This window comes from Phenylobacterium aquaticum, assembly GCF_022695515.1.
GTDB lineage: Bacteria > Pseudomonadota > Alphaproteobacteria > Caulobacterales > Caulobacteraceae > Phenylobacterium > Phenylobacterium aquaticum.
Window position 1 is genome coordinate 64,767 of record NZ_JALDPT010000009.1, and the last position, 19,835, is coordinate 84,601.

Here is a 19,835-nt window from a genome sequence, read left to right on the forward strand (position 1 = left end):
GATCCGAGGCGCCGCGCGCCGCGCCTGACCGAGGACCTCATGGATGAGCCCCTGCAAGTTATGCGGATCGGCTTGGGGGATATCTCCGTCGAGATGGCCTACAGGCCCGGCACGAAGGATCGCTTCACCCTTGAGGAGAACTGGCGCAAGCATCCGTACCGGCTCAGCCGCCACGGCGAGGTCGCCCGCCGCGACTTCATCGACGCCGAGTACCAGCGCCTGGTGGCGGCCGGACAGACGCCGCTGATCCTGGACGCCGGCGCGAACATCGGCGCCAGCGTGCTGTTCTTCGCCTGGCGCTATCCCGCCGCGCGGATCATCGCCATCGAGCCGGAAGCGAGCAATTTCGAGCTGCTGGTCCGCAACTGCGCGGGACGCGATCAGATCACCTGCCTCCAGGCGGCGCTGGCCTCGTCCGACGGGGAATTGCAGCTCTTCGACCCCGGCCGATCGACAGATGCCTTTCGGACGCTGGGCGAGGACGAACCTGGCGAGCATGGCCGGTCGCTGGGCGCCATTCCGGCCTATGGCGTCGAAACCCTGATGGCGCGGTTCGCCGCCGGGGCCGCCCCGCTGCTCGCCAAGATCGATATCGAGGGCGCCGAACGCGACGTGTTTTCCGCGCACACCGCGTGGGTCGAGGCCTTTCCGGCCATCGCCATCGAGCTGCATGATTGGATGCTGCCCGGCAAGGCGAGTTCGGCGCCCTTCCTGGCCTGCGTCGGCGCCCTGGGCCGCGACTTCATCAATCCGGTCGAGAGCGACATCGTCTTCTCGCTGCGCAACGGCTAAGTCAGGCGCGATGACCGCGAGTCCCGAGACCAGCAACCAGAAGACCCTGCTCGCCGGCGCCGTCCTGGCGGGTGCGAGCTATCTCCTCTCCGGCCACCTGCCGATCCCAGTGGAGGTCGGCGTCTTGTGGAAGGGATCGGGCGTCACCCTGCTGGCGGTCTATGCCGCGCTTCGCGCCCGCAATCTCGACGGCTGGCTGATCTGCGCGGTCATGGCCTTCGGCGCGCTGGGCGACATGTTGCTGGAGGTGGCGGGCCTGACCACCGGCGCCGTCGCCTTCCTGATCGGCCACCTGATCGCCATCGTCCTGTACGGACGCTGGCGCCGGCCCAAGCCCAGCCTCAGCCAGGTGCTGCTGGCCGCGGTCCTGGTCCCGGCGGTGACGATCACCGCCTACCTGCTGCCCGCCGATCGCGGCGGCGCGCGGGGCGTGGCCTTCTACGCCCTGTTCCTGTCGCTGATGGCTGCCTCGGCCTGGCTCAGTCGGTTTCCGCGCCGCCTGGTGGGGGCCGGCGCCCTGGCCTTTGCGGTCTCCGACCTGCTGATCTTCGCCCGCACCGGACCGCTGTCGGGCCAGCCCTGGGTCAGCCCCGCCGTCTGGGTGCTCTATTTCGGCGGCCAGGCCCTGATCTGCGTCGGAGTGACGCAGCGCCTGAGCCGCGGCGAAAGCCCTCGTTAACCATAAATCCACGCCGCGCTCGCCACCCTCTCGCCATCGCCCGAAGCATCCGGGGGCGGCGGGCCCAGCGCGCGTCGCACCCTGGCGTTTCGCAACACAACCGCCGCAATGGCGCCTCTATTCGCCCAAAGCCTCGCTTGGCTCAGGCGAGGCCGGGGCGCTGATTCGAACCGTCAGTCCTCCCAGGTGCGCATGACCCTTCCCGCCTTGATCGCCGACGCCCAGATCCCTCAGGTCCTCGGCCTGTCCCACCTGGCGCAGCAGGTGTTCGACGAGGTCGACCTGTCGCCGGTGTTCAACACCATGACCGCGCGGGTGAACGCCGATCCCTCCGATGCGGCGGCCTGGTACGACATCGCCCTGATGCTGACCCTGACCGGCCAGATCGACCGCGGCCTGGAGATCCAGGCGCTCGCCATGCAGGCCTCGCGCCTCTACCGCCGGGTCCATGGCGACGGTTCGGCCCTGCGGGTGCTGGCCTTCGTCACCCCCGGCGACCTGATGGCCAATACGCCGCTGGATTTCCTGCTGGAGGGGTCGAACATCCGCCTGGACCTCCTCTATGTGGAGCCGGGCGTGGCCCTGCCCGCCGAGGTCCCGGACCATGACGTCGCCTTCCTGGCGATCGGGGAATCCAAGACCAACGCCGTGGTGCTCGCCGCCCTTGAGCCGGTCATCGCCGCCTGGCCGCGGCCGGTGGTCAATGGCCATCCCGCCGCCATCGCCGGCCTGACCCGCGATGGGGTCGCCGCCCGGTTCGCCGGCAGCGCGCGCATCATGGCCCCGATCACCCGCCGCATTCCCCGCCACGACCTGATGGCCCTGTCGGCCGGGGACGTGACGCTCGACGACCTCTTGCCGACCGCCAGCTTCCCCATCCTGGTGCGGCCGATCGATTCCCACGCCGGACAGGCCCTGGAGAAGTGCGACGACGCCGCCGGCCTGTTCGCCTATCTGGCGCACCATCCGGGCCCGGAATTCTTCGTCACCGACTATGTCGATTACGCCAGCCCCGACGGAAAATTCCGCAAGGAGCGGGTGGCCATCATCGGCGGCGTCCCCTTCATCAGCCACCTGGCCGTCTCCGACCACTGGATGGTGCACTATCTGAGCGCCGGCATGGCCGAGAAGGCCGAGCGCCGCGCCGAGGAGGCCCGGTTCATGGACGCCTTCGACGCCGACTTCGCCGCCCGCCACGCCGAGGCCTTCGCCGAGATGACGGAGGCCTTCGGCCTCGACTATTACGCGATGGACGTGGGCGAGACCGCCGACGGCAAGCTGCTGCTGTTCGAGGCCGACGTGGCGATGATCGTCCACGCCATGGATAGCGAGACCCTGTTTCCCTACAAGAAGCCGGCGATGAAGAAGCTGTTCGCCGCCTTCCAGGCCATGCTGCACGCCGTCGCCGACCACCAGGCCCAGGGCGTCCGGGCTGCTTAACATCTAGACGCCCCTTCTCCCACAAGGGGAGAAGGAGCAGGCGTGCCTTTACCCCCGCGCCGCCAGATAGCGCCGATAGCGCTTGATCTGGCCGCCGCGGCGCATCTGGCCGGCGATCATGGCCAGGAGCGGCGAGCTGTTCACCGCCGGCTCCTTGCCGGTCGCCATCCGACGCAGCTGGGCGCCGACAAAGGCCATGCTGGCCATGGCGACCAGGGTCTTGTTCTTGGATTTCAGCTTCGGCGCCACGGGCGCGGCCGTCGCGGCCTTGCGCCAGTGATGGGCGAGGTCGGGATCGAGCGCGATGGCCGTGGCGATGCCGACCACCGCCACGCCCTCCGACAGGGCCTGCTCGGCCACCTCGCGCCGGCGGATGCCGCCGGTGACCATCAGCGGCATCTTGGCCAGGCCCTTCAGGTCGACGGCGAACTCCAGGAAATAGGCCTCCCGCGCCAGGGTGCGGCCGTCGGCGGCCTCGCCCTGCATGGCCGGGCTCTCATAGCTGCCGCCCGACAGCTCCACGAGATCGACGCCGAGCTCGTTCAGCATGCCGATCACGGCGCGCGCGTCGGCCTGGTCGAAACCGCCGCGCTGGAAGTCGGCGGAATTCAGCTTCACCGCCACGGCGAAGTCCGGGCGCACCTTGGCCCGCACGGCCTTGACGATCTCGACCAGCAGCCGGGCGCGGTTCTCGATCGATCCGCCCCAGCTGTCGGTGCGGTGGTTGGCGAGGGGGGAGAGGAATTGCGAGACCAGATAGCCATGGGCGGCGTGGATCTGCACCCCGTCGAAGCCGGCCAGATCCGCCTGGCGGGCGGTGGCGGCGAAGCGGGCGATGGTCTCGGCGATCTCGGCCTCGTTCATCGCCTTGGGCTTCACGAACAGCTTGGAGTGCGGGCCCAGATCCAGCTGCACGTCCGAGGCCGACCAGCCATTGCCGCCCTGGTCGACCTGCACCTGGCGGCCGGGATGGTTGATCTGCATCCAGACCTTGGCGCCGCCGGACTGGGCCGCCTTGGCCCAGTCGCGGAAGGGGGCCAGATCGGTGGTCTCCTCGAGCACGACCCCGCCGGGGCCGGTGAGCGCCCGGCCATCGACCATGACATTGCCGGTGATCAGCAGGCCCGTCCCGCCCTTGGACCAGCGGCGATAGAGCGAGATCAGCCGCGCGTCCGGAAGCTGGCCGGGGCCGGCCAGGTTCTCCTCCATGGCCGCCTTGGCGATGCGGTTGGGCAGGGTCGCGCCGCTGGCGAGGGTGAGCGGGGCGAAGAGGTCGGCGGAGGCCATGGGAGATCCTGCAGGGGGTCGCGAATGTTTACGATGCAAACATGGCGATAATGTCTACAATGTCAACATGGACCTTTCGGCCCGCCTGTGGGACTTAAGGCCATTGACGATGCGACAGGGAACCGACCGCGCGGTGAGCGAGCTCGAAAAGCCGGCCTATCATCATGGCGATCTGCGTGCGGCCCTGCTGGACGCCGCGCTCGCCCTGCTGGCCGAGGGTCAGGAGCCGTCCCTGCGCGCCGTGGCCCGCCGCGCGGGCGTCTCGCCCATGGCCCCCTATCGCCATTACGCCGACCGCGAGGCCCTGCTGGCCGCCGTGGCCCTGCGCGGCATCGAGGGGCTCAAGGTCGCGCTGGAAGCCGCCGACGCCGCCGCGGCGCCGGGCGAGGCGGTGATCGCCCAGGCCGTGGCCTATGTCCGCTACGCCTGCGACCATCCGGTGCTGTTCCGGCTGATGTTCGGCCCGGCCCGGCCCACTGTGGAGCACGGGATCTGCGCCGCCGCCCAGGACGTGAAGGACGTACTGCTGACCCGCCTGGCCCGCGAGGCGCCCGACCGCTTCACCCCCGATTTCGCGCTCGGCTGCTGGTCGACGATCCACGGCCTGGCCCAGCTGGTCATCGAAGGCCTGCTGGCTGAGACCGACCCCGATCCGCTGGGCTCCGGGATGGTGGAGCGGGCGGTGCGGGCGATGCTGGGGTGTCCGGAATCCCGAGTCTGACACGTCAAAGCCCTCGCCCCGCTTGCGGGGAGAGGGTTGGGTGAGGGGTCCTTGCTGAGACGCAACATCACGGCCCTCGCCCGAAAGACGCCCCGCTTCGCGGCGCGCCCCTCACCCTGCCCTCTCCCCGCAAGCGGGGAGAGGGTTCAAGGACACAAAGCCAATCGCGCGGTCCGCTAAGCCTGCAGATCGGCCGCACCGCCGAGCGCCTGGGCGCGCCTCTGGGCGAGCTTCTCGCCGTCCTTCAATTCGGCGGCCTTGCCGTCCAGGATCACCGCGGGCCCATGCCGGCGCTCCGGGGGCGCGTCGACCCCGAAGGGGCCGTCCTTCGGGTGGGCCGGGTCGATGTGCTTCTTGGCCTCGTCCACCTCGGTGCAGTTGTGACAGGCAAAGCCGTTCACCGTCACCGGGCTGGGATAGTCGCCGCCGATCGCCATGTCGCAGTCCCCTGAAGCTGACCTTCAGGGGCTTAAGTTCGCGCGAACCGGGCCTGAGGTTACAGGCGGTCGAAAATATTCAGGCCGGGGCCGCCGGCGGGAAGCGGCCCGCATAGCTGAAGCTCTCGATCGGGTGGCGGCCGCTGGGGGTCTCGCGCGCCTGCAGGGCCTCGGGCAGGGCGGCCGGGTCGCCGGGCCAGCCGATGGCGATGGCGGCCTCCAGGCGGCAGGTCTCGGGCACGCCCAGCAGGGCGGCGGCGCGGTCGCGGTCGAAGCCCGCCATGGCGTGGGTCTGCAGGCCCATCTCCATCGCCTGCAGGGCCAGCTGCATCCAGGCCGCGCCGGCGTCGAAGCTGTGCGAGGGCGAGGGCATGCCGCTGGTCGCGCCCGGCGGGCCGATCAGGGTCTGGGAGCAGACGAAGACCAGGGCCGAGGCGTCCTTCACCCAGATCTGGTTGGTCGGCGACAGCACGTCGAGGAAGCCCGCCCAGTCGGCGCCGCCCTTCAGGGCGTAGACGAACCGCCAGGGCTGGCTGTTCATGCAGGACGGCGCCCAGCGGGCGGCCTCGAACAGGGGCGACAGGGTCTCGGCGCTCATGGCCCGGCCGTCGAAGGCGCGCGGCGACCAGCGGGCGGGAAAGCGCGGATCGATGGGATGGTCGGCGACGCGGTCGGTCTTGGGCAGGGCGCTCATCGGATGTCCTGGGCTGGCGAGTGGACGCCCCTTCTACAGCGCAGCTCCGAGTCGGAATATGACTATTTGGTCAGTCGCCAGTCACCGCGGCCCGCAGGTCGGCGAGCACCTTCGGCGCCAGGCCCGTCCCGCGGGCCAGCACCCGGGTCGCCGCGGCCCACAGGCCTGCGATGTGCATGGCCTGCATGGTGAGCTCCCCGCGCGCCAGCCGGCGCATCACCTGCGGCCAGTCCTCCAGCACGACCTCGATCTCTTCGCCCAAGTCGGGGGAGAGCCCTCCCACCTCGCGGACGCCGAGCGCCAGGAAGGTCGTCGCCCGGTTCGACTGATTGGCGGGATTGGGCCATGCGCCCAGAACCCGCTCGAAAGCCACGCCGCCATAGCCCGTCTCCTCGGCGAGCTCCCGCTCCGCCGCGGCCCGCGCAGCCTCTGCGGGGTCGGCCCCGTCCTTGGCGTCGATCGCCCCGCTCGGCAGGCCCAGCACCACCTCCCCCGCGCCGTGCCGATATTCCAGCGCCAGCACCAACTTCCCGTCCGGGCGCACCGCCACGACGTTCACCCAGTTCGGATAGCCGATCACATGATAGGGCCCGATCCTGGCGCCGCCGGGGGTCAGGCACTGGTCCGAGCGTACGGTGAGCCAGCGGTCCTGAAAGGTGATTTCACTGGAGAGGGTGCGCCAAGCGAGGGGGTGGGGTGGCATTTCAATTCCCGTGAGACACGAGCCCTCACAAGACCTGTCCCTCCCCAACTTGTCATCCCGGTTTCCCCGCAGGGGAAGACCAGGACCTATAGGCACCGATCCATCCTGAAAGCCCTGCGCGGATGGGTCCCGGATAAGCGCTGCGCGCTTTCCGGGATGACAGCCCTTTGGCAGGTTCGTTTCTCCCGCAACTTTCTTGCGCCCTCCCGGCCTATTGCGCCCGCGCGCGCAATGACCTAAGCGCCAACCCTTCGTTTTCGGGGGACAAAATGGCCGAGGCCGATCCCAAAGCCGCGCCGAACCCGCTGGACGCCGTGCGGGCGCGCATCGACGCCATCGACGCCGATCTCCTGAAGCTGGTCGAGGAGCGCGCCGGCCTGGCGCGCGAGGTCGCCGCCGCCAAGGCCGCGGCCGGCGACGCCGACAAGTTCGCCCTGCGCCCGGGGCGCGAAGCCGCCCTGCTGCGCAAGCTGCTGGCCAATCCCTTGAAGAACGCCCGCCCCTCGCTGGTGGTGCGCATCTGGCGCGAGCTGATCGGCGACAGCCTGTCCCGCCAGGGTCCGTTCCATGCCGCGGTGTTCGGCGGCAAGGATCCCGCTCGCGCCGTCGAACTCGCCCGCAACCGCCTGGGCGCCGCACCCTCGCTGCGCGTGGTCGCCAAGCCGGAAGACGCCCTGGCCGCCGCCCGCACGCCCGGCGGGGTCGCTGTGCTGGCGCTGGAGGGCGGCTGGTGGGGCCGTCTGCTGGCCGAGCCGTCGCTGAAGGTGTTCGCCGCCCTGCCCTGCCTGGCCGCCTGGGGCCCGCTCAATGCGCTCTGCGTCGCCGCGGTCGATGTCGAGCCCACCGGCCACGACATCACCTACTGGGTCACCGACGAGCCGGGGTCGGCCGCCGCCATCGAGGCGGCTCTGGGCCGCGACGGTGTGGCCGGCGAGCTGATCGCCGAAAGCGGCGGGCTGAAGCTGTTTTCCCTGATGGGCTATTACATGGCCCATGACGAGCGGCTGGCCCGGGCGCCGGGCCGACTTTCCGGGGTGATCGGGGCTGCGCCGGCGCCGCTCGACGTGTAAGAGGCGGGCTCCTCGTTCCGCTTCAGGTCCAAGACCGCTCCATGACCGACGCCGCCCCCGTCCTCGACCGCGCCACGGCCGCGCGCCCCACGCCCAAGCCCGGCATCCTGGCCATCGCGCCTTACGTGCCCGGCAAGGCGACCGCCGAGGGCGTCGAGCATCCGCTGAAGCTGTCGGCCAACGAGAACATCCTGGGCTCCAGCCCCAAGGCGCGCGAGGCCTTCGCCGGCGCCATCGACCAGCTGCACATGTACCCGGAGGGCCGCTCGAACCTCCTGCGCGCCGCGATCGGCGAGACCTACGGCCTGGAGCCGGAGCGCCTGCTGTTCGGCTGCGGCTCGGACGAGATCTTCCAGCTCCTGAACCAGACCTTCCTCGAGCCCGGCGACAATATCGTCCAGGGCCAGTACGGCTTCGGCGCCTATGCGATCGGGGCCCGCGCCTGCCAGGCCGAGGTCCGCTTCGCGCCGGAGCGCGACTACCGCATCGATGTCGACGAGATGCTGAAGCTGGTGGACGAGCGCACCCGCCTGGTGTTCGTCGCCAATCCGGCCAACCCGACCGGCACCTGGATCACCGGCTCGGAGATCCGCCGCCTGCACGCCGGCCTCGCCCCCTCGGTGGTGCTGGTGCTGGACGGCGCCTATGCCGAGTTCCTGTCCGACCCCGAGTTCGAGGACGGCGCGTCCATGGTGCGCGAGTTCGAGAACGTGGTCATGACCCGCACCTTCTCCAAGCTGCACGGCCTGGCGGGCCTGCGGGTCGGCTGGGCCTATATGCCGGCCGAGATGGCGGCCGCGGTCGACCGCATCCGCCTGCCCTTCAACGTCAATATCCCGGCCCAGCTGGCGGCCGTCGCCGCGCTTGGCGACACCGCGTTCCAGACCCGGTCCCTGGCCCTGGTCGAACAGTGGCGGGCCTGGCTGACCCAGCAGATCGGCGGGCTCGGCCTCGATGTCGTGCCGTCGGCCGCCAATTTCGTTCTGGTCGGCTTTCCCAAGACCCCGGGCAAGACCGCCAAGGAGGCCGAGGCCTATCTGGCCCGGCGCGGCCTGATCGTGCGCGGCGTCGGCGGCTATGGCCTGCCCGACCACCTGCGGATCACCATCGGCCTGGAAGAGCACAACCGCGCCGTGGTCGACGCCCTGTCCGACTTCCTGAAGGGCTGAGCCGTGGCCGAGGTGATCTATCCCCGCATGGCGGTGATCGGCTGCGGCCTGATCGGCTCGTCGGTGATCCGCGCGGCCCGCGCGTCGGGGACGGTGGGCGAGGTCGCCGTGGCCGACGCCAATCCCGAACATCGGACCCAGATCGCCGAGCTCGGCTATGCGGACCTGATCACCGGCCACATCGGAGAGGCCGTCGAGGGCGCCGATCTCGTGGTCCTGGCCGTGCCGGTGCTGGCCATGGGTCCCGCCGCCGAGGCCGCCGCCGCGAGGCTCAAGCCCGGCGCGACCGTCACCGACGTGGGCTCGGTCAAGGGCTCGGTCGCCGAGGCCCTGGCCAAGGCCCTGCCGGACAGCGCCTTCGTGGTGCCGGGCCACCCGATCGCCGGCACCGAGCAGTCGGGCCCGGCCGCCGGCTTCGCCGAGCTGTTCGAGAAGCGCTGGGTGATCCTGACGCCCCAGGCCCGGACCGATGATCCCTATCTGGAGGCCGTCCAGCGGCTGGCCGACTTCTGGAGCCGCGCCGGCGCCAATGTCGATCGCATGGACGCCGCCCACCACGACTTGGTCCTGGCCGTGACCAGCCACCTGCCCCACCTGATCGCCTACAACATCGTCGGCACCGCCGCCGACATGGAGGAGGTGACCCAGGCGGAGGTGATGAAATATTCCGCCGGCGGCTTCCGCGACTTCACCCGCATCGCGGCGTCGGACCCGACCATGTGGCGCGACATCTTCCTGGCCAACAAGGACGCGGTGCTGGAGATCCTGGGCCGATTCACCGAGGACCTGCAGGCGCTCAGCCGCGCCATCCGCTGGGGCGAGGGCGACAAGCTGTTCGAGCTTTTCAGCCGCACCCGCGACATCCGCCGCGGCATCGTCGCCGCCGGCCAGGAAAGCGCCGAGCCCAACTTCGGCCGCGACCGGGGCAAGTCCTCTTGAACGGCTATGTGTGGCTGGGCGGCGCGATCCTCGCCGAGGTGATCGCCACCACCATGCTGAAGGCCTCGGACGGCTTCACCAAGCTGACGCCCTCCCTGATCACGGTCGCCGGCTACGCCTTCGCTTTCTGGTGCCTGTCGCACTCGATGAAGACCGTGCCGGTGGGTGTCGGCTACGCCATCTGGTCGGGGGTGGGCATTGTGCTGATCACCGGCATCGCCTGGATCTGGTTCAAGCAGACCCTGGATCTGCCGGCCATGCTGGGCATGGGGTTGATCCTGGCCGGGGTGCTGGTCATCAACCTGTTTTCCAAGGCCTCCGGCTGAGCGCCGGATATTGGCGTTCTTTGTGCAATAATAGCGCAACATCCAGGCGTTTGGGTCGCCGGATAAAGAACCAGGAGACGCCCATGCGCACCTTCATCCTCGCCGCCGCCACCGCCGCGGCCCTCGCCCTCGCCGGCGCCGCCCAGGCCCAGATGGGCCCGCCCGACCCGGCCGCCGCCTTCAAGCATTTCGACGCCAATAATGACGGCGTCATCACCAAGGACGAATGGGTCGCCGCCGGCCGCCCGGCCGAACGTTTCGACCTGGTCGACGCCGATCACGACGGCAAGGTGACCCAGGCCGAGCTGACCTCCGCCATCCAGAAGATGATGCAGGCCCGCGGCCAGTAGGCCGTTCCCACGCCCGGGAGAGCCGCTAAGGTGCGCCCCTCAGTCAGGGAGGCGCGCGTGATCGGATTTCCTCAGGCCACCATGGCGCGGTCGCCCTGGCCGCGCCGCCGGGTCGGCCCCGTCTTCGGGCGGGGCGGCATGGTCGCCGCCGCCCATCCGCTCGTCACCGAGACTGGGTTGGAGGTGCTGCGCCGGGGCGGCAACGCCGTCGACGCCGCGGTGGCCGCGGGCCTGACCGCCGCCGTGGTCATGCCGGAGATGTGCGGCCTGGGCGGCGACCTGTTCGCCCTGGTCCATGCGCCGGCCGGGCGCCTCTGGCCTTCATGGGCAGCGGCGTCGCCCCGCGCAGCGCCACCCTGGAGCAGATGCGCGCCGCCGGAACCGACGGGCGGATGCCCTATCGTGGCCCGCTCGCGGTCAGCGTCCCCGGCATGGTGGACGCCTATGACGCCCTGCTCGCCCGGTTGGGATCGCGGAGCTTCGCCGACCTCGCCCAACCCGCCATATCCCAGGCCGAGGATGGCTACGCCCTCAGCGTGATCGGCGCCTGGTCGATCGCCAGTGCGCGCGAGCTGATCGCCCAGTTCCCGGCCACCGCCGCGGTCTTCCTGCCGGGCGGCGAGGCCCCGGCCCCCGGATCGATCCTGAAGCAGCCGGGGCTCGCCCGCACCCTGAGGACCCTGGCCGCCGAAGGGCCGCAGGCCTTCTATCGCGGGGGGATCGCCCGCGAGATCGGCGCCTTCATGGTCGCGAACGGCGGGGCGCTGTCGGCCGAGGACCTTGCGGGCCACGCGACCGAGGTCACCGCGCCGCTGCAGACCCGCTATCGCGGCCACACGGTGTTCCAGACCTGCCTGCCCTCCCAAGGGCTGATCCTGCTGGAAGCCCTGAACATCATCGAGCAGGCCGATCCCGCGCTGCTGGCCCGCGGCGACGCCGCCGCGATCCACCTGATGGCGGAGGCGATCAAGCTCGCCTATGCCGACCGCATCGCCTACGCCCGCGATCCGGCCTTCGGCGAGACGCCGCTCGACCAGCTCCTGTCCAAGTCCTGGGCGCAACAGCGCTTCGCACAGATCGATCCGGATCATGCCTCCGAGGAGACCCCGCCCGGGCCGATGAGCGACGGCGACACCACCTATCTCTGCGTGGCGGACGGCTCCGGCATGATGGTCTCGCTGATCCAGTCGGTGTCGTCGAATTTCGGCTCCGGCATGGTGGCGGGCGACACGGGCGTGCTGCTCAACAACCGGGCCGGCCGCGGCTTCACCCTGGAGGACGGCCACCCCAACATCTTCGCGCCGGGCAAGAAGACCCTGCACACCCTGAACTGCTGGATGCTGGCCGATCCGCAGGGCCGCATGACCCTGGTCGGCGGCACCCCGGGCGGCGACGGCCAGCCGCAGTGGAACCTGCAGATGCTGGTCAATCTGATCGATGCTAGCCTGGACGTGCAGGCCGTGGCCGACGCGCCGCGCTGGACGGTCTGGCCCGGCACCGATCCGCTCGACCGGCCCAATCCCTATGAGTTGCGGCTTGAGACCCGGTTCGGGGATCCGACCCTGGAGGGACTGGAGGCGCTCGGCCACCGGCTGGTGCGTCAGGGCGGCTGGGGCACGGCCTGCGCGGCCCAGCTGATCGCCCGCGATCCGGACACCGGTGTCCTGGTCGGCGGATCGGACCCGCGGGCCGAGGGCCTGGCGCTCGGATACTGAACCAACTGGTTGACTGTTTGGCGGGGACTGCATATTGATCAACCAAGAGGTTGATCAATGACGCCCGACGCCCATCTGGACCGAACCCTCACCGCCCTGGCCGACCCCACCCGTCGCGCCATCCTCCAGCGTCTGTCCCTGGGGGAGACCCGGGTGACCGAACTGGCCCGGCCCTTCGACATGTCGCTGAACGCGGTGTCCAAGCACATCCGGGTGCTGGAGACCGCGCGTCTGGTCCGCCGTCGCAAGGCCGGGCGCGAGCACCTGCTCACCCTCACCCCCCAACCCATGACCGAGGCCCTGGCCTGGATGGACGCCCAGCGCGCCCTGTGGACCAGCCGCCTCGACGTCCTCGACGGCCTGCTCAGGGCCCAGGACGACGCCGCCGAAGGAGACGCCCCATGACCGCCCAGACCGTCACCGTCCAGGTCCGCCGCCACTATGCGTTTCCGGCCGAGCGCGTGTTCGACGCCTGGCTGGATCCGGCGCTGGCCGGCCGCTTCCTGTTCGCCACCCCCACCGGGGTCATGGTCAAGGTGGAAATCGACGCCAAGGTGGGCGGCCGCTTCGAGATCGTCGAGCGGCGGGGCGACAGGGACGAGCCCCATGTCGGCGAATATCTGGAGATCGACCGGCCCCGCCGGCTGGTCTTCACCTTCGGCGACAATATCGCCTTCGACGCCACCACGGTGACGGTCGAGATCGCGCCGGCCGATGGCGGCTGCGACCTGGTCCTGACCCATACGGGCGTCGGGCCGCAATGGAAGGCCCAGACCACCGAGGGCTGGACGGGCATACTGGAAAGCCTGGCGCGGGCCCTAGTCTGACGCCGGGCCCAGGAACGCCGCCGTGGCCTCGATAGCCTCGACCAGGCCGACGCGCTGGATCTCGACGCCCGGCGGCAGGCCGGAGAACAGGCGGGTGGGGGCGGCGGCGTCGAGCATGACGAACACCCCCTTGTCGTCGGCGCGGCGGATCAGGCGACCGAAGGCCTGGCTGATGCGGTTGCGGGCGACGCTGTCGTCATAGCCCTTGCCGCCGAACCGCAGGCGCCGCGCCTTATGCAGGATGTCCGGCCGGGGCCAGGGCACGCGGTCGAACACCAGGAGGCGCAGGGAGCGGCCGGGCACGTCCACCCCGTCGCGGACCGCGTCCGTGCCCAGCAGACAGGCGTCCTGCTCGGCGCGGAAGATGTCGACCAGGGCGCCGACCTCCAGCGGATCCACATGCTGGGCGTAGAGGGCGAGCCCCTTGTCCGACAGGGGCGCGGCGATCCGTTCATGCACGGCGCGCAGGCGTCGGATCGCGGTGAACAGGCCGACCCCGCCGCCGCCCGCCGCCAGGAACAGTTCACGCATGGCCGCCGCCACCTGGCGGGCGTCGTCCTTGCTGACATCGGTGACCACGAAGGCTCGTGCGTTGGACGCATAGTCGAAGGGCGAGGCGAGCCTGAGCGTCTTGGGCCGGTCGGGCAGGCGCGCGGCGCCGGTGCGCATCTCGGCCAACGCAAAGGGATCGTCCAGGGTGGAGTCGGCCAGGGTCGCGCTGGTGACCAGAACCCCGTGGGCCGGGGCGATGACGGCGTTGGTCAGGGGCTCGGTCGGATCGACCCAGTGGCGGCGGCATGCGGCGTCGACCACGCGGCCATAGAGGAAGGTGGCGTCGAACCAGTCGACGAAGTCCGGATCGTCCTCGGAATCCTCGTCGATCGCCCGCAGCATGGAGCGCCAGGCCGGCAGGGTCATGCGGGCGCGGCGGTCGAGCCCGCGCAAGGCGCCTTCGATCCGGGCCCGGTCGCCGGTGGCCAGGTCCGCCGCCTCGTCGTCGAGGATGTCTTCCAGGTGCCGGGCCAGGGCCAGCAGGGGGGCCTCGACCTTGGCCAGGCCGGCGGCGGCGGTGCGGGCGGTGTCGCGCACCAGGTCGAGCGCCGGGCGGGCGGCGCATTCCATGCCGACCTCGGATGGCGCCGCCCGGGCCCGCAGCTGTTCGATCACCGCGACCAGGAACCCCTCGATCGGGCCGATGGGGTTCACCTCGCCATTGGGCGGAGCGATGCGTCCGGACCAGCCTTCGCCCGGCAGGGCGGCGGCGGCCTGGGTGGCGTCCTGCAGGGCGCGCCGGGCGTCCTCGCGGTCGCCGATCACGTCGGAGAGTCGGGCCTCCAGCCCGCGGCCGCGCCGGCCGCGCCCCTCGGGCCCGCGGATCCAGCGGCGCAGCTCGGCGGCCTCGGCGCCCGACAGGGCTGCGGCGAAGGCGTTGTCGGCGGCGTCGAACAGGTGGTGGCCTTCGTCGAAGACGATGCGCTTGAGCTGGGTGGTCTCGCCATCGGCCTTGGAGCCCCGCGCGGCGCGGGCGCCGTCAAAGGCCGCCTGGGTCAGGACGAGCGCGTGGTTGGCGATGACGATATCGGCGCGCCGCGAACCGCGGATCGCCTTTTCGACAAAGCAGGTCCGGTAGTGGACACAGCCGGCGTGGATGCACTCGCCGCGGCGATCGACCAGATTGGCCGGGCTGGCCTGGGCCGCCGGGGCGATCCCGAACAGGGTGGGCAGCCAGGCGGGGAAGTCGCCGCCGGTCATGTCGCCGTCCCGCGTCGCCCGGGCCCAGCGGGCGGTCAGCCCCATGCCGATCAGGTCGGCCCCGCCGAGCTGGGCGGTGTTGGCCTGGTCCTGGAAGTTCAGCAGGCAGAGGTAATTCTCGCGCCCCTTGCGGACCACGGCCTTCTTCGCCCGGATCTTGGGGTCGGGATAGATCGACTGGCTCTCGCGCTCGATCTGCCTTTGCAGGGCGCGGGTGTAGGTCGAAACCCAGACGGAGGGCCCATTGGCCTCGGCCCAGAGCGAGGCCGGCGCCAGATAGCCCAGGGTCTTACCGACGCCGGTGCCGGCCTCGGCCAGCATCATGCGCGGCTCGCCCTCCCGCTCGCGGGGCTGGAAGGCGAAGGCGGCCTCGGCGGCGAACTCGACCTGGGCCGGGCGGGCCTCATCCAGGCCGGCGCGCTGCAGCAGCTCGGCCAGGCGCTTGGTCGCGTCCGCGGGCAGGATCGGCTTGGAGCCGGCCTCGCCGGGCGGGGCCTGGTCCTCCCACTCGGTGACGCGCGCCCAGACATCGAGCCCCGAGGACCTGAACTGATTGCCGACCGGGGCCGAACGCAGGGCCCCGACCACCGCCGCGCCCCAGGCCCATCCCGCCCGGGCCAGGGTTTCGGCGATGGCCAGCGCTTCTTCGCGGCTGGGCTCGGGCGTATCGGCCAGTTCGCGCAGCAGGTGGAGGGCGGAGGCCCGCAGGCTGGAGGCTTGTTCCGCCGCCCCCTTGGGTTCCGGCAGGCCGAGCGCCAGGGCCAGGCCCACTGCGGACGGGGCGCAGAACCGCGCGGGGCGGACGAAGGCGTAGAGCTCCAGCGCGTCGAACAGGCCGGGGCCGCGCGGCGGCATGTTGAGCCCCAGCCGCTTGGCGGTCATGGCCGCGTGGGCGACCAGGACGGGCCCATGCTCGAACAGATCACGGGCGTCGGGCGCGCGGATCGCGGCGGCCTTGACGGCATCCGCCGCCGCGGCGCGCGGGCCCGGCAGGACCACCAGGGCCGGGGCGAGGTCGAGACTCGGAGCAAGCGCGTTCACCTGATCCGACTAGCCGGTTTCGGCGTGAAACGGAACGGGAACATGCTATAGGCGGAGCGATGGCCGAAGACGCGGGGCCCGGCCCCCATCTCCTTCCCGATCGCTTCGCCGCCTGGTTCGCCGGCCGGGGCTGGAGCGCGCGCGCGCATCAGTTGGAGATGGTGGCCAAGGCCCGGGCCGGGCGCGACGCCCTGCTGATCGCCCCCACCGGCGGCGGCAAGACCCTGGCCGGCTTCCTGCCCAGCCTGATCGAGCTCGCCGAACGCCCGCCGGCCAATACGCCCCGAGGCATCCACACCCTCTACATCTCGCCGCTCAAGGCGCTGGCGGTGGATGTCGAGCGCAACCTGATGGCCCCAATCCTCCAGATGGGCCTGCCCATCGTCGCCGAGAGCCGCACCGGCGATACGGGCATGTCCCGCAAGCAGCGCCAGAGGGTGAAGCCGCCGGACATCCTCCTGACCACGCCCGAGCAGCTTGCCCTGTTCTGCGCCTGGGAGGGGGCGAGGCTCTATTTCGAGAACCTGGCCTGCGTGATCGTCGACGAGATCCATGCGATCCACGCCTCCAAGCGCGGCGACCTGCTGGCCCTCGCGCTCGCGCGGCTGCAGACCTTCGCGCCGAACATGCGCCGGGTCGGGCTGTCGGCGACGGTGGATGACCCGGCCGTGATCCAGAGGTGGCTGGGATTTTGTCCTCCCCCGTTCGCGGGGGAGGGGGACCGCGCCGCAGGCGTGGTGGAGGGGGCGGCCTCAGGCGCCGCGCCCAGTCCCGCCCCCTCCACCGCTTCGCGGTCCCCCTCCCCCGCAAGCGAGGGAGGAATCAGGACTGTGGACCTGGTGCGCGGGCCGGGCGGGGCCCAGCCGATCGTCGACATGCTCCTGTCGGAAGGTCGCGTCCCCTGGGCCGGCCACACCGCCCAGCACGCCATGGCCGAGGTCTATGATGTCATCCGCAAGGCCCGCACGGCGCTGGTCTTCGTCAACACCCGCTTCCAGGCCGAGTTCGCGTTCCAGGAGCTGTGGCGGCTGAACGACGACAACCTGCCCATCGCCCTGCATCACGGCTCGCTCGCCGCAGAGCAGCGGCGCAAGGTCGAGGCGGCCATGGCGCGGGGGGAATTGCGGGCTGTGGTCTGCACCTCGACCCTCGATCTCGGCATTGACTGGGGCGATGTGGACCTGGTCATCCAGCTCGCCTCGCCCAAGGGGGCGAGCCGCATGGTCCAGCGGATCGGCCGGGCCAATCACCGGCTGGACGAGCCCAGCCGCGCCCTGTTCGTGCCCGCCAACCGCTTCGAGATGCTGGAATGCCAGGCCGCCCGCGAGGCCATCGCCGAGAACCGATTTGACGGCGACGCGGCCCGCGACGGCGCGCTCGACGTCCTGGCCCAGCACATCATGGGCCTGGCCTGCTCCGAGCCCTTCGACATGCTGCGGCTCTATGACGAGGTCACGGCCAGCGGTCCCTATCGGGACCTGGCCTATGAGGACTTCGAGCAGGTCGTCGATTTCGTCTCCACCGGCGGCTACGCCCTGCGGACCTATGACAAGTTCCGCCGCATCGTGAAGGGCCAGGACGGGCTGTGGCGGGTGCGCGACGCCGCCACCGCCCAGCGCCACCGGCTGAATGTGGGCGCCATCCTCTCGCCCGCCGTGCTGTCGGTGCGCATCGCCATGGGCAAGTCCCTGCGCGGCGGTCGCAAGATCGGCGAGGTCGAGGAGGGCTATCTGGAGATGCTCGACCCCGGCGACACCTTCGTCTTCGCTGGCCAAGTCTGGAAACTGATGGCCGTGACCGGTCTCGACGTGCTGGTCAGCCCGGCCGCCGACAAGGACCCCAAGATGCCCTCCTGGGGCGGGTCGAAGTTCGCGCTGTCGACCTTCCTGGCCAAGCGGGTCCGCGAGCTGATGTTCGACGAGGCGCACTGGAAGGTGCTGCCGGCCGATGTCCGCGAATGGCTGGAGATCCAGAAGGACCGCTCGCTGATCGTCGGCGAGGACGAGCTCCTGCTGGAGACCTTTCCGCGCGGCAAGCGCCACTTCCTGGTCTGCTATCCCTTCGAGGGCCGGCTGGCGCACACCACGCTCGCCATGCTGCTGACGCGGCGACTGGAGCGGATGGGCGCCGCGCCGCTGGGCTTTGTCTGCAACGACTACGCCGTGGCGGTCTGGGCCCTGAAGCCGCTGGACGGGATCGATTTCGACGAGCTGTTCGACCAGGACATGCTGGGCGACGACCTGGAGGCCTGGCTGGCCGAAAGCTTCATGATGAAGCGGGCCTTCAAGGGGTGCGCCATTATCGCCGGCTTGATCGAGCGCCGATTCCCCGGCGAACATCAGAAGTCCGGTCGCCAGGTGACCTTCTCCACGGATCTGATCTACGACGTGCTCCGCCGCCATCAGCCCGACCATCTGCTGCTGCGCTGCGCGCGGGAAGACGCCGCCACGGGCCTGATCGACGTGGCGCGGCTGGGCCAGCTGCTGGCGCGGATCAAGGGCCGAATCCGCCATGCGGCCCTCGACCACCTGTCCCCCTTCTCGGTGCCGATCCTGCTGGAGATCGGCAAGGAGCGCTCGCCCGGCCAGGCGGGCGAGATGATCCTGGCCGAGGCCGAGGACGACCTGATCGCCGAGGCCACCCGATGAGCGCCCTGCCCCGTCCCGCCTATGAGTTCGCCCCCAGCGCCTGCGGCGGCCTGCGCACCAGCGTGGCCGGGGTGGAGGTGCTGATGCGCGCGTCCGGCGCCCTGTGGGCCCCGGGCTCCCGCGTCCTGATCGTCGCCGACCTGCACCTGGAGAAGGGCAGCGCCTACGCCGCGCGCGGTCAGATGCTGCCGCCCTACGACACCCGCGAGACCCTGGGCCGGCTGGCGGCCGAGGTCGCGGCCCTGTCGCCCGACGCCGTGGTGCTGCTGGGTGACACCTTCCATGACGGCCGGTCGGAGGACCGCCTCGCCGCCGACGACGCCGAGCGCCTGAGGGCCCTGGCCCAGGGGCGGACCCTGATCTGGGTGGTGGGCAATCACGACGCCGACGGCCCGCGCGCCCTGCCCGGCGAGGCCGTCGACGAGATGGTCCTGGCCGGCCTCATCCTGCGGCACGAGCCCCAGGCGGGACCGCAATATGGCGAGGTCGCGGGGCATCTGCATCCTGCCGCACGGGTCACCTCGACCCGCGGCACGGTGCGGCGGCGGTGCTTCATCAGCGACGGGGAGCGGGTGATCCTGCCGGCCTTCGGCGCCTATGCGGGCGGCCTGAACGTCCGCGACGCGGCCTTTGGGGGGATGTTCGTGCGCCCGCCGCTCGCCGGCGCGCTCGGCGCCCATCGCATCCATGCGGTGGGCTGGCGGTCGCTGACCGGCGACTGATCCCTACATCCGCAGGGCTTTTTCCAGGGCCAGCGCCAGCGAGACGCAGGCCCCCAGGGTCAGCACCGTCATCAGCCGGGGAAAGCGCGAGGGGGTGTCCGGCGCCTGCTGGTCGAACAGCCACTGCAGGATGAAGGCTGCGATGAAGCCGGTCAGGATCCAGGCGTCATCGATATCGCCGCGCAGGGCCACCAGACCCCAGGCCGCGATGGGCGACAGGGTCGAGATGGCCAGGCGCGTCCAGCGGGGATCGGTCCGGCCGCTCTCCAGCCCCCAGCGGATCCCGCCCAGGAAGCCCAGCATCACGCCTGACCAGGTGATCAGCACATTGAGGCCATGGCCGGCGAGCGGGTCCGACCCATAGGCGTAAACCCCGGCCGAGATCGGAAAGCCGCTCAGCCCCAGGAGGGCGATGACCCAGATGGCGCGGGGCGCGTCGGACTCTTGGTCCACATGGGTCTCCGAAGAACAGCGGTCGGCTTAACCATGGCCTGACCGAGCCGCCCAGGTAAAGCCCCGCGCG

The 19,835-nt window shown here is 70.9% G+C and carries 20 protein-coding genes and 1 pseudogene; 15 read left to right on the forward strand and 6 right to left on the reverse strand.

Annotated elements, in window-relative coordinates:
• Positions 1-39 precede the first annotated feature (39 nt).
• The 3 genes from MQH10_RS08695 (at position 40) to MQH10_RS08705 (ending at position 2,911) form a co-directional block, all read left to right on the forward strand.
• Entirely contained in the window at positions 40-792 is a 753-nt protein-coding gene (locus MQH10_RS08695; RefSeq protein WP_242563669.1) for an FkbM family methyltransferase, read from the forward strand.
• Positions 793-802: 10 nt separating this feature from the next.
• Complete coding sequence (locus MQH10_RS08700) at positions 803-1,471, forward strand: lysoplasmalogenase (RefSeq protein WP_242563670.1); 669 nt, start codon at positions 803-805, stop codon at positions 1,469-1,471.
• A gap of 192 nt (positions 1,472-1,663) precedes the next feature.
• Complete coding sequence (locus MQH10_RS08705; protein WP_242563671.1) at positions 1,664-2,911, forward strand: ATP-grasp domain-containing protein; 1,248 nt, start codon at positions 1,664-1,666, stop codon at positions 2,909-2,911.
• A 48-nt stretch (positions 2,912-2,959) separates the two neighbouring features.
• Here the strand turns inward: MQH10_RS08705 and MQH10_RS08710 are convergent, their stop codons facing one another.
• On the reverse strand, positions 2,960-4,198 hold the full coding sequence (locus tag MQH10_RS08710) for an NADH:flavin oxidoreductase/NADH oxidase family protein (protein WP_242563672.1): 1,239 nt from the start codon (positions 4,196-4,198) through the stop codon (positions 2,960-2,962).
• Positions 4,199-4,307: 109 nt separating this feature from the next.
• Between MQH10_RS08710 and MQH10_RS08715 the strand changes: the two genes are divergently transcribed.
• A complete protein-coding gene (locus MQH10_RS08715) occupies positions 4,308-4,919 on the forward strand; it encodes a TetR/AcrR family transcriptional regulator (RefSeq protein ID WP_242563673.1) in 612 nt (203 codons plus the stop codon).
• Between the two features lie 176 nt (positions 4,920-5,095).
• On the opposite strand, the gene MQH10_RS08720 is transcribed toward MQH10_RS08715, so the two are convergent.
• The 3 genes from MQH10_RS08720 to MQH10_RS08730 all read right to left on the reverse strand — a co-directional run bounded on the left by MQH10_RS08720 (position 5,096) and on the right by MQH10_RS08730 (position 6,753).
• Positions 5,096-5,356, reverse strand: a complete 261-nt coding sequence (locus tag MQH10_RS08720; RefSeq protein ID WP_242563674.1) for a hypothetical protein — start codon at positions 5,354-5,356, stop codon at positions 5,096-5,098.
• A gap of 79 nt (positions 5,357-5,435) precedes the next feature.
• Positions 5,436-6,050, reverse strand: coding sequence for a nitroreductase family protein (locus MQH10_RS08725; protein ID WP_242563675.1), 615 nt, complete (start codon positions 6,048-6,050; stop codon positions 5,436-5,438).
• Between the two features lie 70 nt (positions 6,051-6,120).
• Complete coding sequence (locus MQH10_RS08730; RefSeq protein ID WP_242563676.1) at positions 6,121-6,753, reverse strand: NUDIX hydrolase; 633 nt, start codon at positions 6,751-6,753, stop codon at positions 6,121-6,123.
• Between the two features lie 269 nt (positions 6,754-7,022).
• On the opposite strand from MQH10_RS08730, the gene MQH10_RS08735 reads away from it, so the two are divergent.
• The 9 genes and pseudogenes from MQH10_RS08735 to MQH10_RS08770 all read left to right on the forward strand — a co-directional run bounded on the left by MQH10_RS08735 (position 7,023) and on the right by MQH10_RS08770 (position 13,149).
• On the forward strand, positions 7,023-7,823 hold the full coding sequence (locus MQH10_RS08735; RefSeq protein ID WP_242563677.1) for a chorismate mutase: 801 nt from the start codon (positions 7,023-7,025) through the stop codon (positions 7,821-7,823).
• 41 nt (positions 7,824-7,864) lie between these two features.
• A complete protein-coding gene (hisC, locus tag MQH10_RS08740) occupies positions 7,865-8,992 on the forward strand; it encodes a histidinol-phosphate transaminase (RefSeq protein ID WP_242563678.1) in 1,128 nt (375 codons plus the stop codon).
• A 3-nt stretch (positions 8,993-8,995) separates the two neighbouring features.
• Positions 8,996-9,931 (forward strand): prephenate/arogenate dehydrogenase family protein, encoded by a 936-nt coding sequence (locus tag MQH10_RS08745; RefSeq protein ID WP_336605063.1) that lies wholly within the window; start codon positions 8,996-8,998, stop codon positions 9,929-9,931.
• On the forward strand, positions 9,928-10,257 hold the full coding sequence (locus MQH10_RS08750) for an SMR family transporter (protein ID WP_242563679.1): 330 nt from the start codon (positions 9,928-9,930) through the stop codon (positions 10,255-10,257). Before MQH10_RS08745 ends, MQH10_RS08750 begins: the two co-directional genes overlap by 4 nt.
• A gap of 83 nt (positions 10,258-10,340) precedes the next feature.
• Complete coding sequence (locus MQH10_RS08755; protein WP_242563680.1) at positions 10,341-10,607, forward strand: EF-hand domain-containing protein; 267 nt, start codon at positions 10,341-10,343, stop codon at positions 10,605-10,607.
• Between the two features lie 138 nt (positions 10,608-10,745).
• Positions 10,746-10,901, forward strand: a pseudogene (locus tag MQH10_RS27040) (gamma-glutamyltransferase); the annotation flags it as partial.
• 29 nt (positions 10,902-10,930) lie between these two features.
• Positions 10,931-12,322: a gamma-glutamyltransferase family protein gene (locus MQH10_RS08760; RefSeq protein ID WP_272886813.1), complete on the forward strand. Its 1,392-nt coding sequence runs from the start codon at positions 10,931-10,933 to the stop codon at positions 12,320-12,322.
• Positions 12,323-12,379: 57 nt separating this feature from the next.
• Positions 12,380-12,727, forward strand: a complete 348-nt coding sequence (locus MQH10_RS08765; RefSeq protein WP_242563681.1) for an ArsR/SmtB family transcription factor — start codon at positions 12,380-12,382, stop codon at positions 12,725-12,727.
• Positions 12,724-13,149, forward strand: coding sequence for an SRPBCC family protein (locus MQH10_RS08770; RefSeq protein WP_242563682.1), 426 nt, complete (start codon positions 12,724-12,726; stop codon positions 13,147-13,149). The genes MQH10_RS08765 and MQH10_RS08770 overlap by 4 nt, the downstream gene beginning before the upstream one ends.
• Here MQH10_RS08770 and MQH10_RS08775 read toward each other — a convergent pair.
• Entirely contained in the window at positions 13,141-15,942 is a 2,802-nt protein-coding gene (locus MQH10_RS08775; protein WP_242563683.1) for an ATP-dependent DNA helicase, read from the reverse strand. The genes MQH10_RS08770 and MQH10_RS08775 overlap by 9 nt on opposite strands.
• Before the next feature lie 59 nt (positions 15,943-16,001).
• On the opposite strand from MQH10_RS08775, the gene MQH10_RS08780 reads away from it, so the two are divergent.
• Together MQH10_RS08780 and pdeM are read left to right on the forward strand one after the other, a co-directional pair.
• The gene (locus tag MQH10_RS08780) at positions 16,002-18,590 is read left to right on the forward strand and encodes a ligase-associated DNA damage response DEXH box helicase (protein ID WP_242563684.1); all 2,589 of its coding nucleotides are present in this window, start codon (positions 16,002-16,004) and stop codon (positions 18,588-18,590) included.
• Positions 18,587-19,312, forward strand: a complete 726-nt coding sequence (pdeM, locus tag MQH10_RS08785; RefSeq protein ID WP_242563685.1) for a ligase-associated DNA damage response endonuclease PdeM — start codon at positions 18,587-18,589, stop codon at positions 19,310-19,312. Before MQH10_RS08780 ends, pdeM begins: the two co-directional genes overlap by 4 nt.
• 3 nt (positions 19,313-19,315) lie before the next feature.
• Here the strand turns inward: pdeM and MQH10_RS08790 are convergent, their stop codons facing one another.
• Complete coding sequence (locus MQH10_RS08790; RefSeq protein ID WP_242563686.1) at positions 19,316-19,765, reverse strand: DUF3429 domain-containing protein; 450 nt, start codon at positions 19,763-19,765, stop codon at positions 19,316-19,318.
• Positions 19,766-19,835 lie beyond the last annotated feature (70 nt).

Excerpts from the sequence above, each read along its gene's own strand:
- MQH10_RS08695 (WP_242563669.1), top strand. The coding sequence starts at position 40 with ATGGATGAGCCCCTGCAAGTTATGCGGATCGGCTTGGGGGATATCTCC.
- MQH10_RS08700 (WP_242563670.1), top strand. The coding sequence starts at position 803 with ATGACCGCGAGTCCCGAGACCAGCAACCAGAAGACCCTGCTCGCCGGC.
- MQH10_RS08705 (WP_242563671.1), top strand. The coding sequence starts at position 1,664 with ATGACCCTTCCCGCCTTGATCGCCGACGCCCAGATCCCTCAGGTCCTC.
- MQH10_RS08710 (WP_242563672.1), bottom strand. The coding sequence starts at position 4,198 with ATGGCCTCCGCCGACCTCTTCGCCCCGCTCACCCTCGCCAGCGGCGCG.
- MQH10_RS08715 (WP_242563673.1), top strand. The coding sequence starts at position 4,308 with ATGCGACAGGGAACCGACCGCGCGGTGAGCGAGCTCGAAAAGCCGGCC.
- MQH10_RS08720 (WP_242563674.1), bottom strand. The coding sequence starts at position 5,356 with ATGGCGATCGGCGGCGACTATCCCAGCCCGGTGACGGTGAACGGCTTT.
- MQH10_RS08725 (WP_242563675.1), bottom strand. The coding sequence starts at position 6,050 with ATGAGCGCCCTGCCCAAGACCGACCGCGTCGCCGACCATCCCATCGAT.
- MQH10_RS08730 (WP_242563676.1), bottom strand. The coding sequence starts at position 6,753 with ATGCCACCCCACCCCCTCGCTTGGCGCACCCTCTCCAGTGAAATCACC.
- MQH10_RS08735 (WP_242563677.1), top strand. The coding sequence starts at position 7,023 with ATGGCCGAGGCCGATCCCAAAGCCGCGCCGAACCCGCTGGACGCCGTG.
- hisC (WP_242563678.1), top strand. The coding sequence starts at position 7,865 with ATGACCGACGCCGCCCCCGTCCTCGACCGCGCCACGGCCGCGCGCCCC.
- MQH10_RS08755 (WP_242563680.1), top strand. The coding sequence starts at position 10,341 with ATGCGCACCTTCATCCTCGCCGCCGCCACCGCCGCGGCCCTCGCCCTC.
- MQH10_RS08760 (WP_272886813.1), top strand. The coding sequence starts at position 10,931 with ATGGGCAGCGGCGTCGCCCCGCGCAGCGCCACCCTGGAGCAGATGCGC.
- MQH10_RS08765 (WP_242563681.1), top strand. The coding sequence starts at position 12,380 with ATGACGCCCGACGCCCATCTGGACCGAACCCTCACCGCCCTGGCCGAC.
- MQH10_RS08770 (WP_242563682.1), top strand. The coding sequence starts at position 12,724 with ATGACCGCCCAGACCGTCACCGTCCAGGTCCGCCGCCACTATGCGTTT.
- MQH10_RS08780 (WP_242563684.1), top strand. The coding sequence starts at position 16,002 with ATGGCCGAAGACGCGGGGCCCGGCCCCCATCTCCTTCCCGATCGCTTC.
- pdeM (WP_242563685.1), top strand. The coding sequence starts at position 18,587 with ATGAGCGCCCTGCCCCGTCCCGCCTATGAGTTCGCCCCCAGCGCCTGC.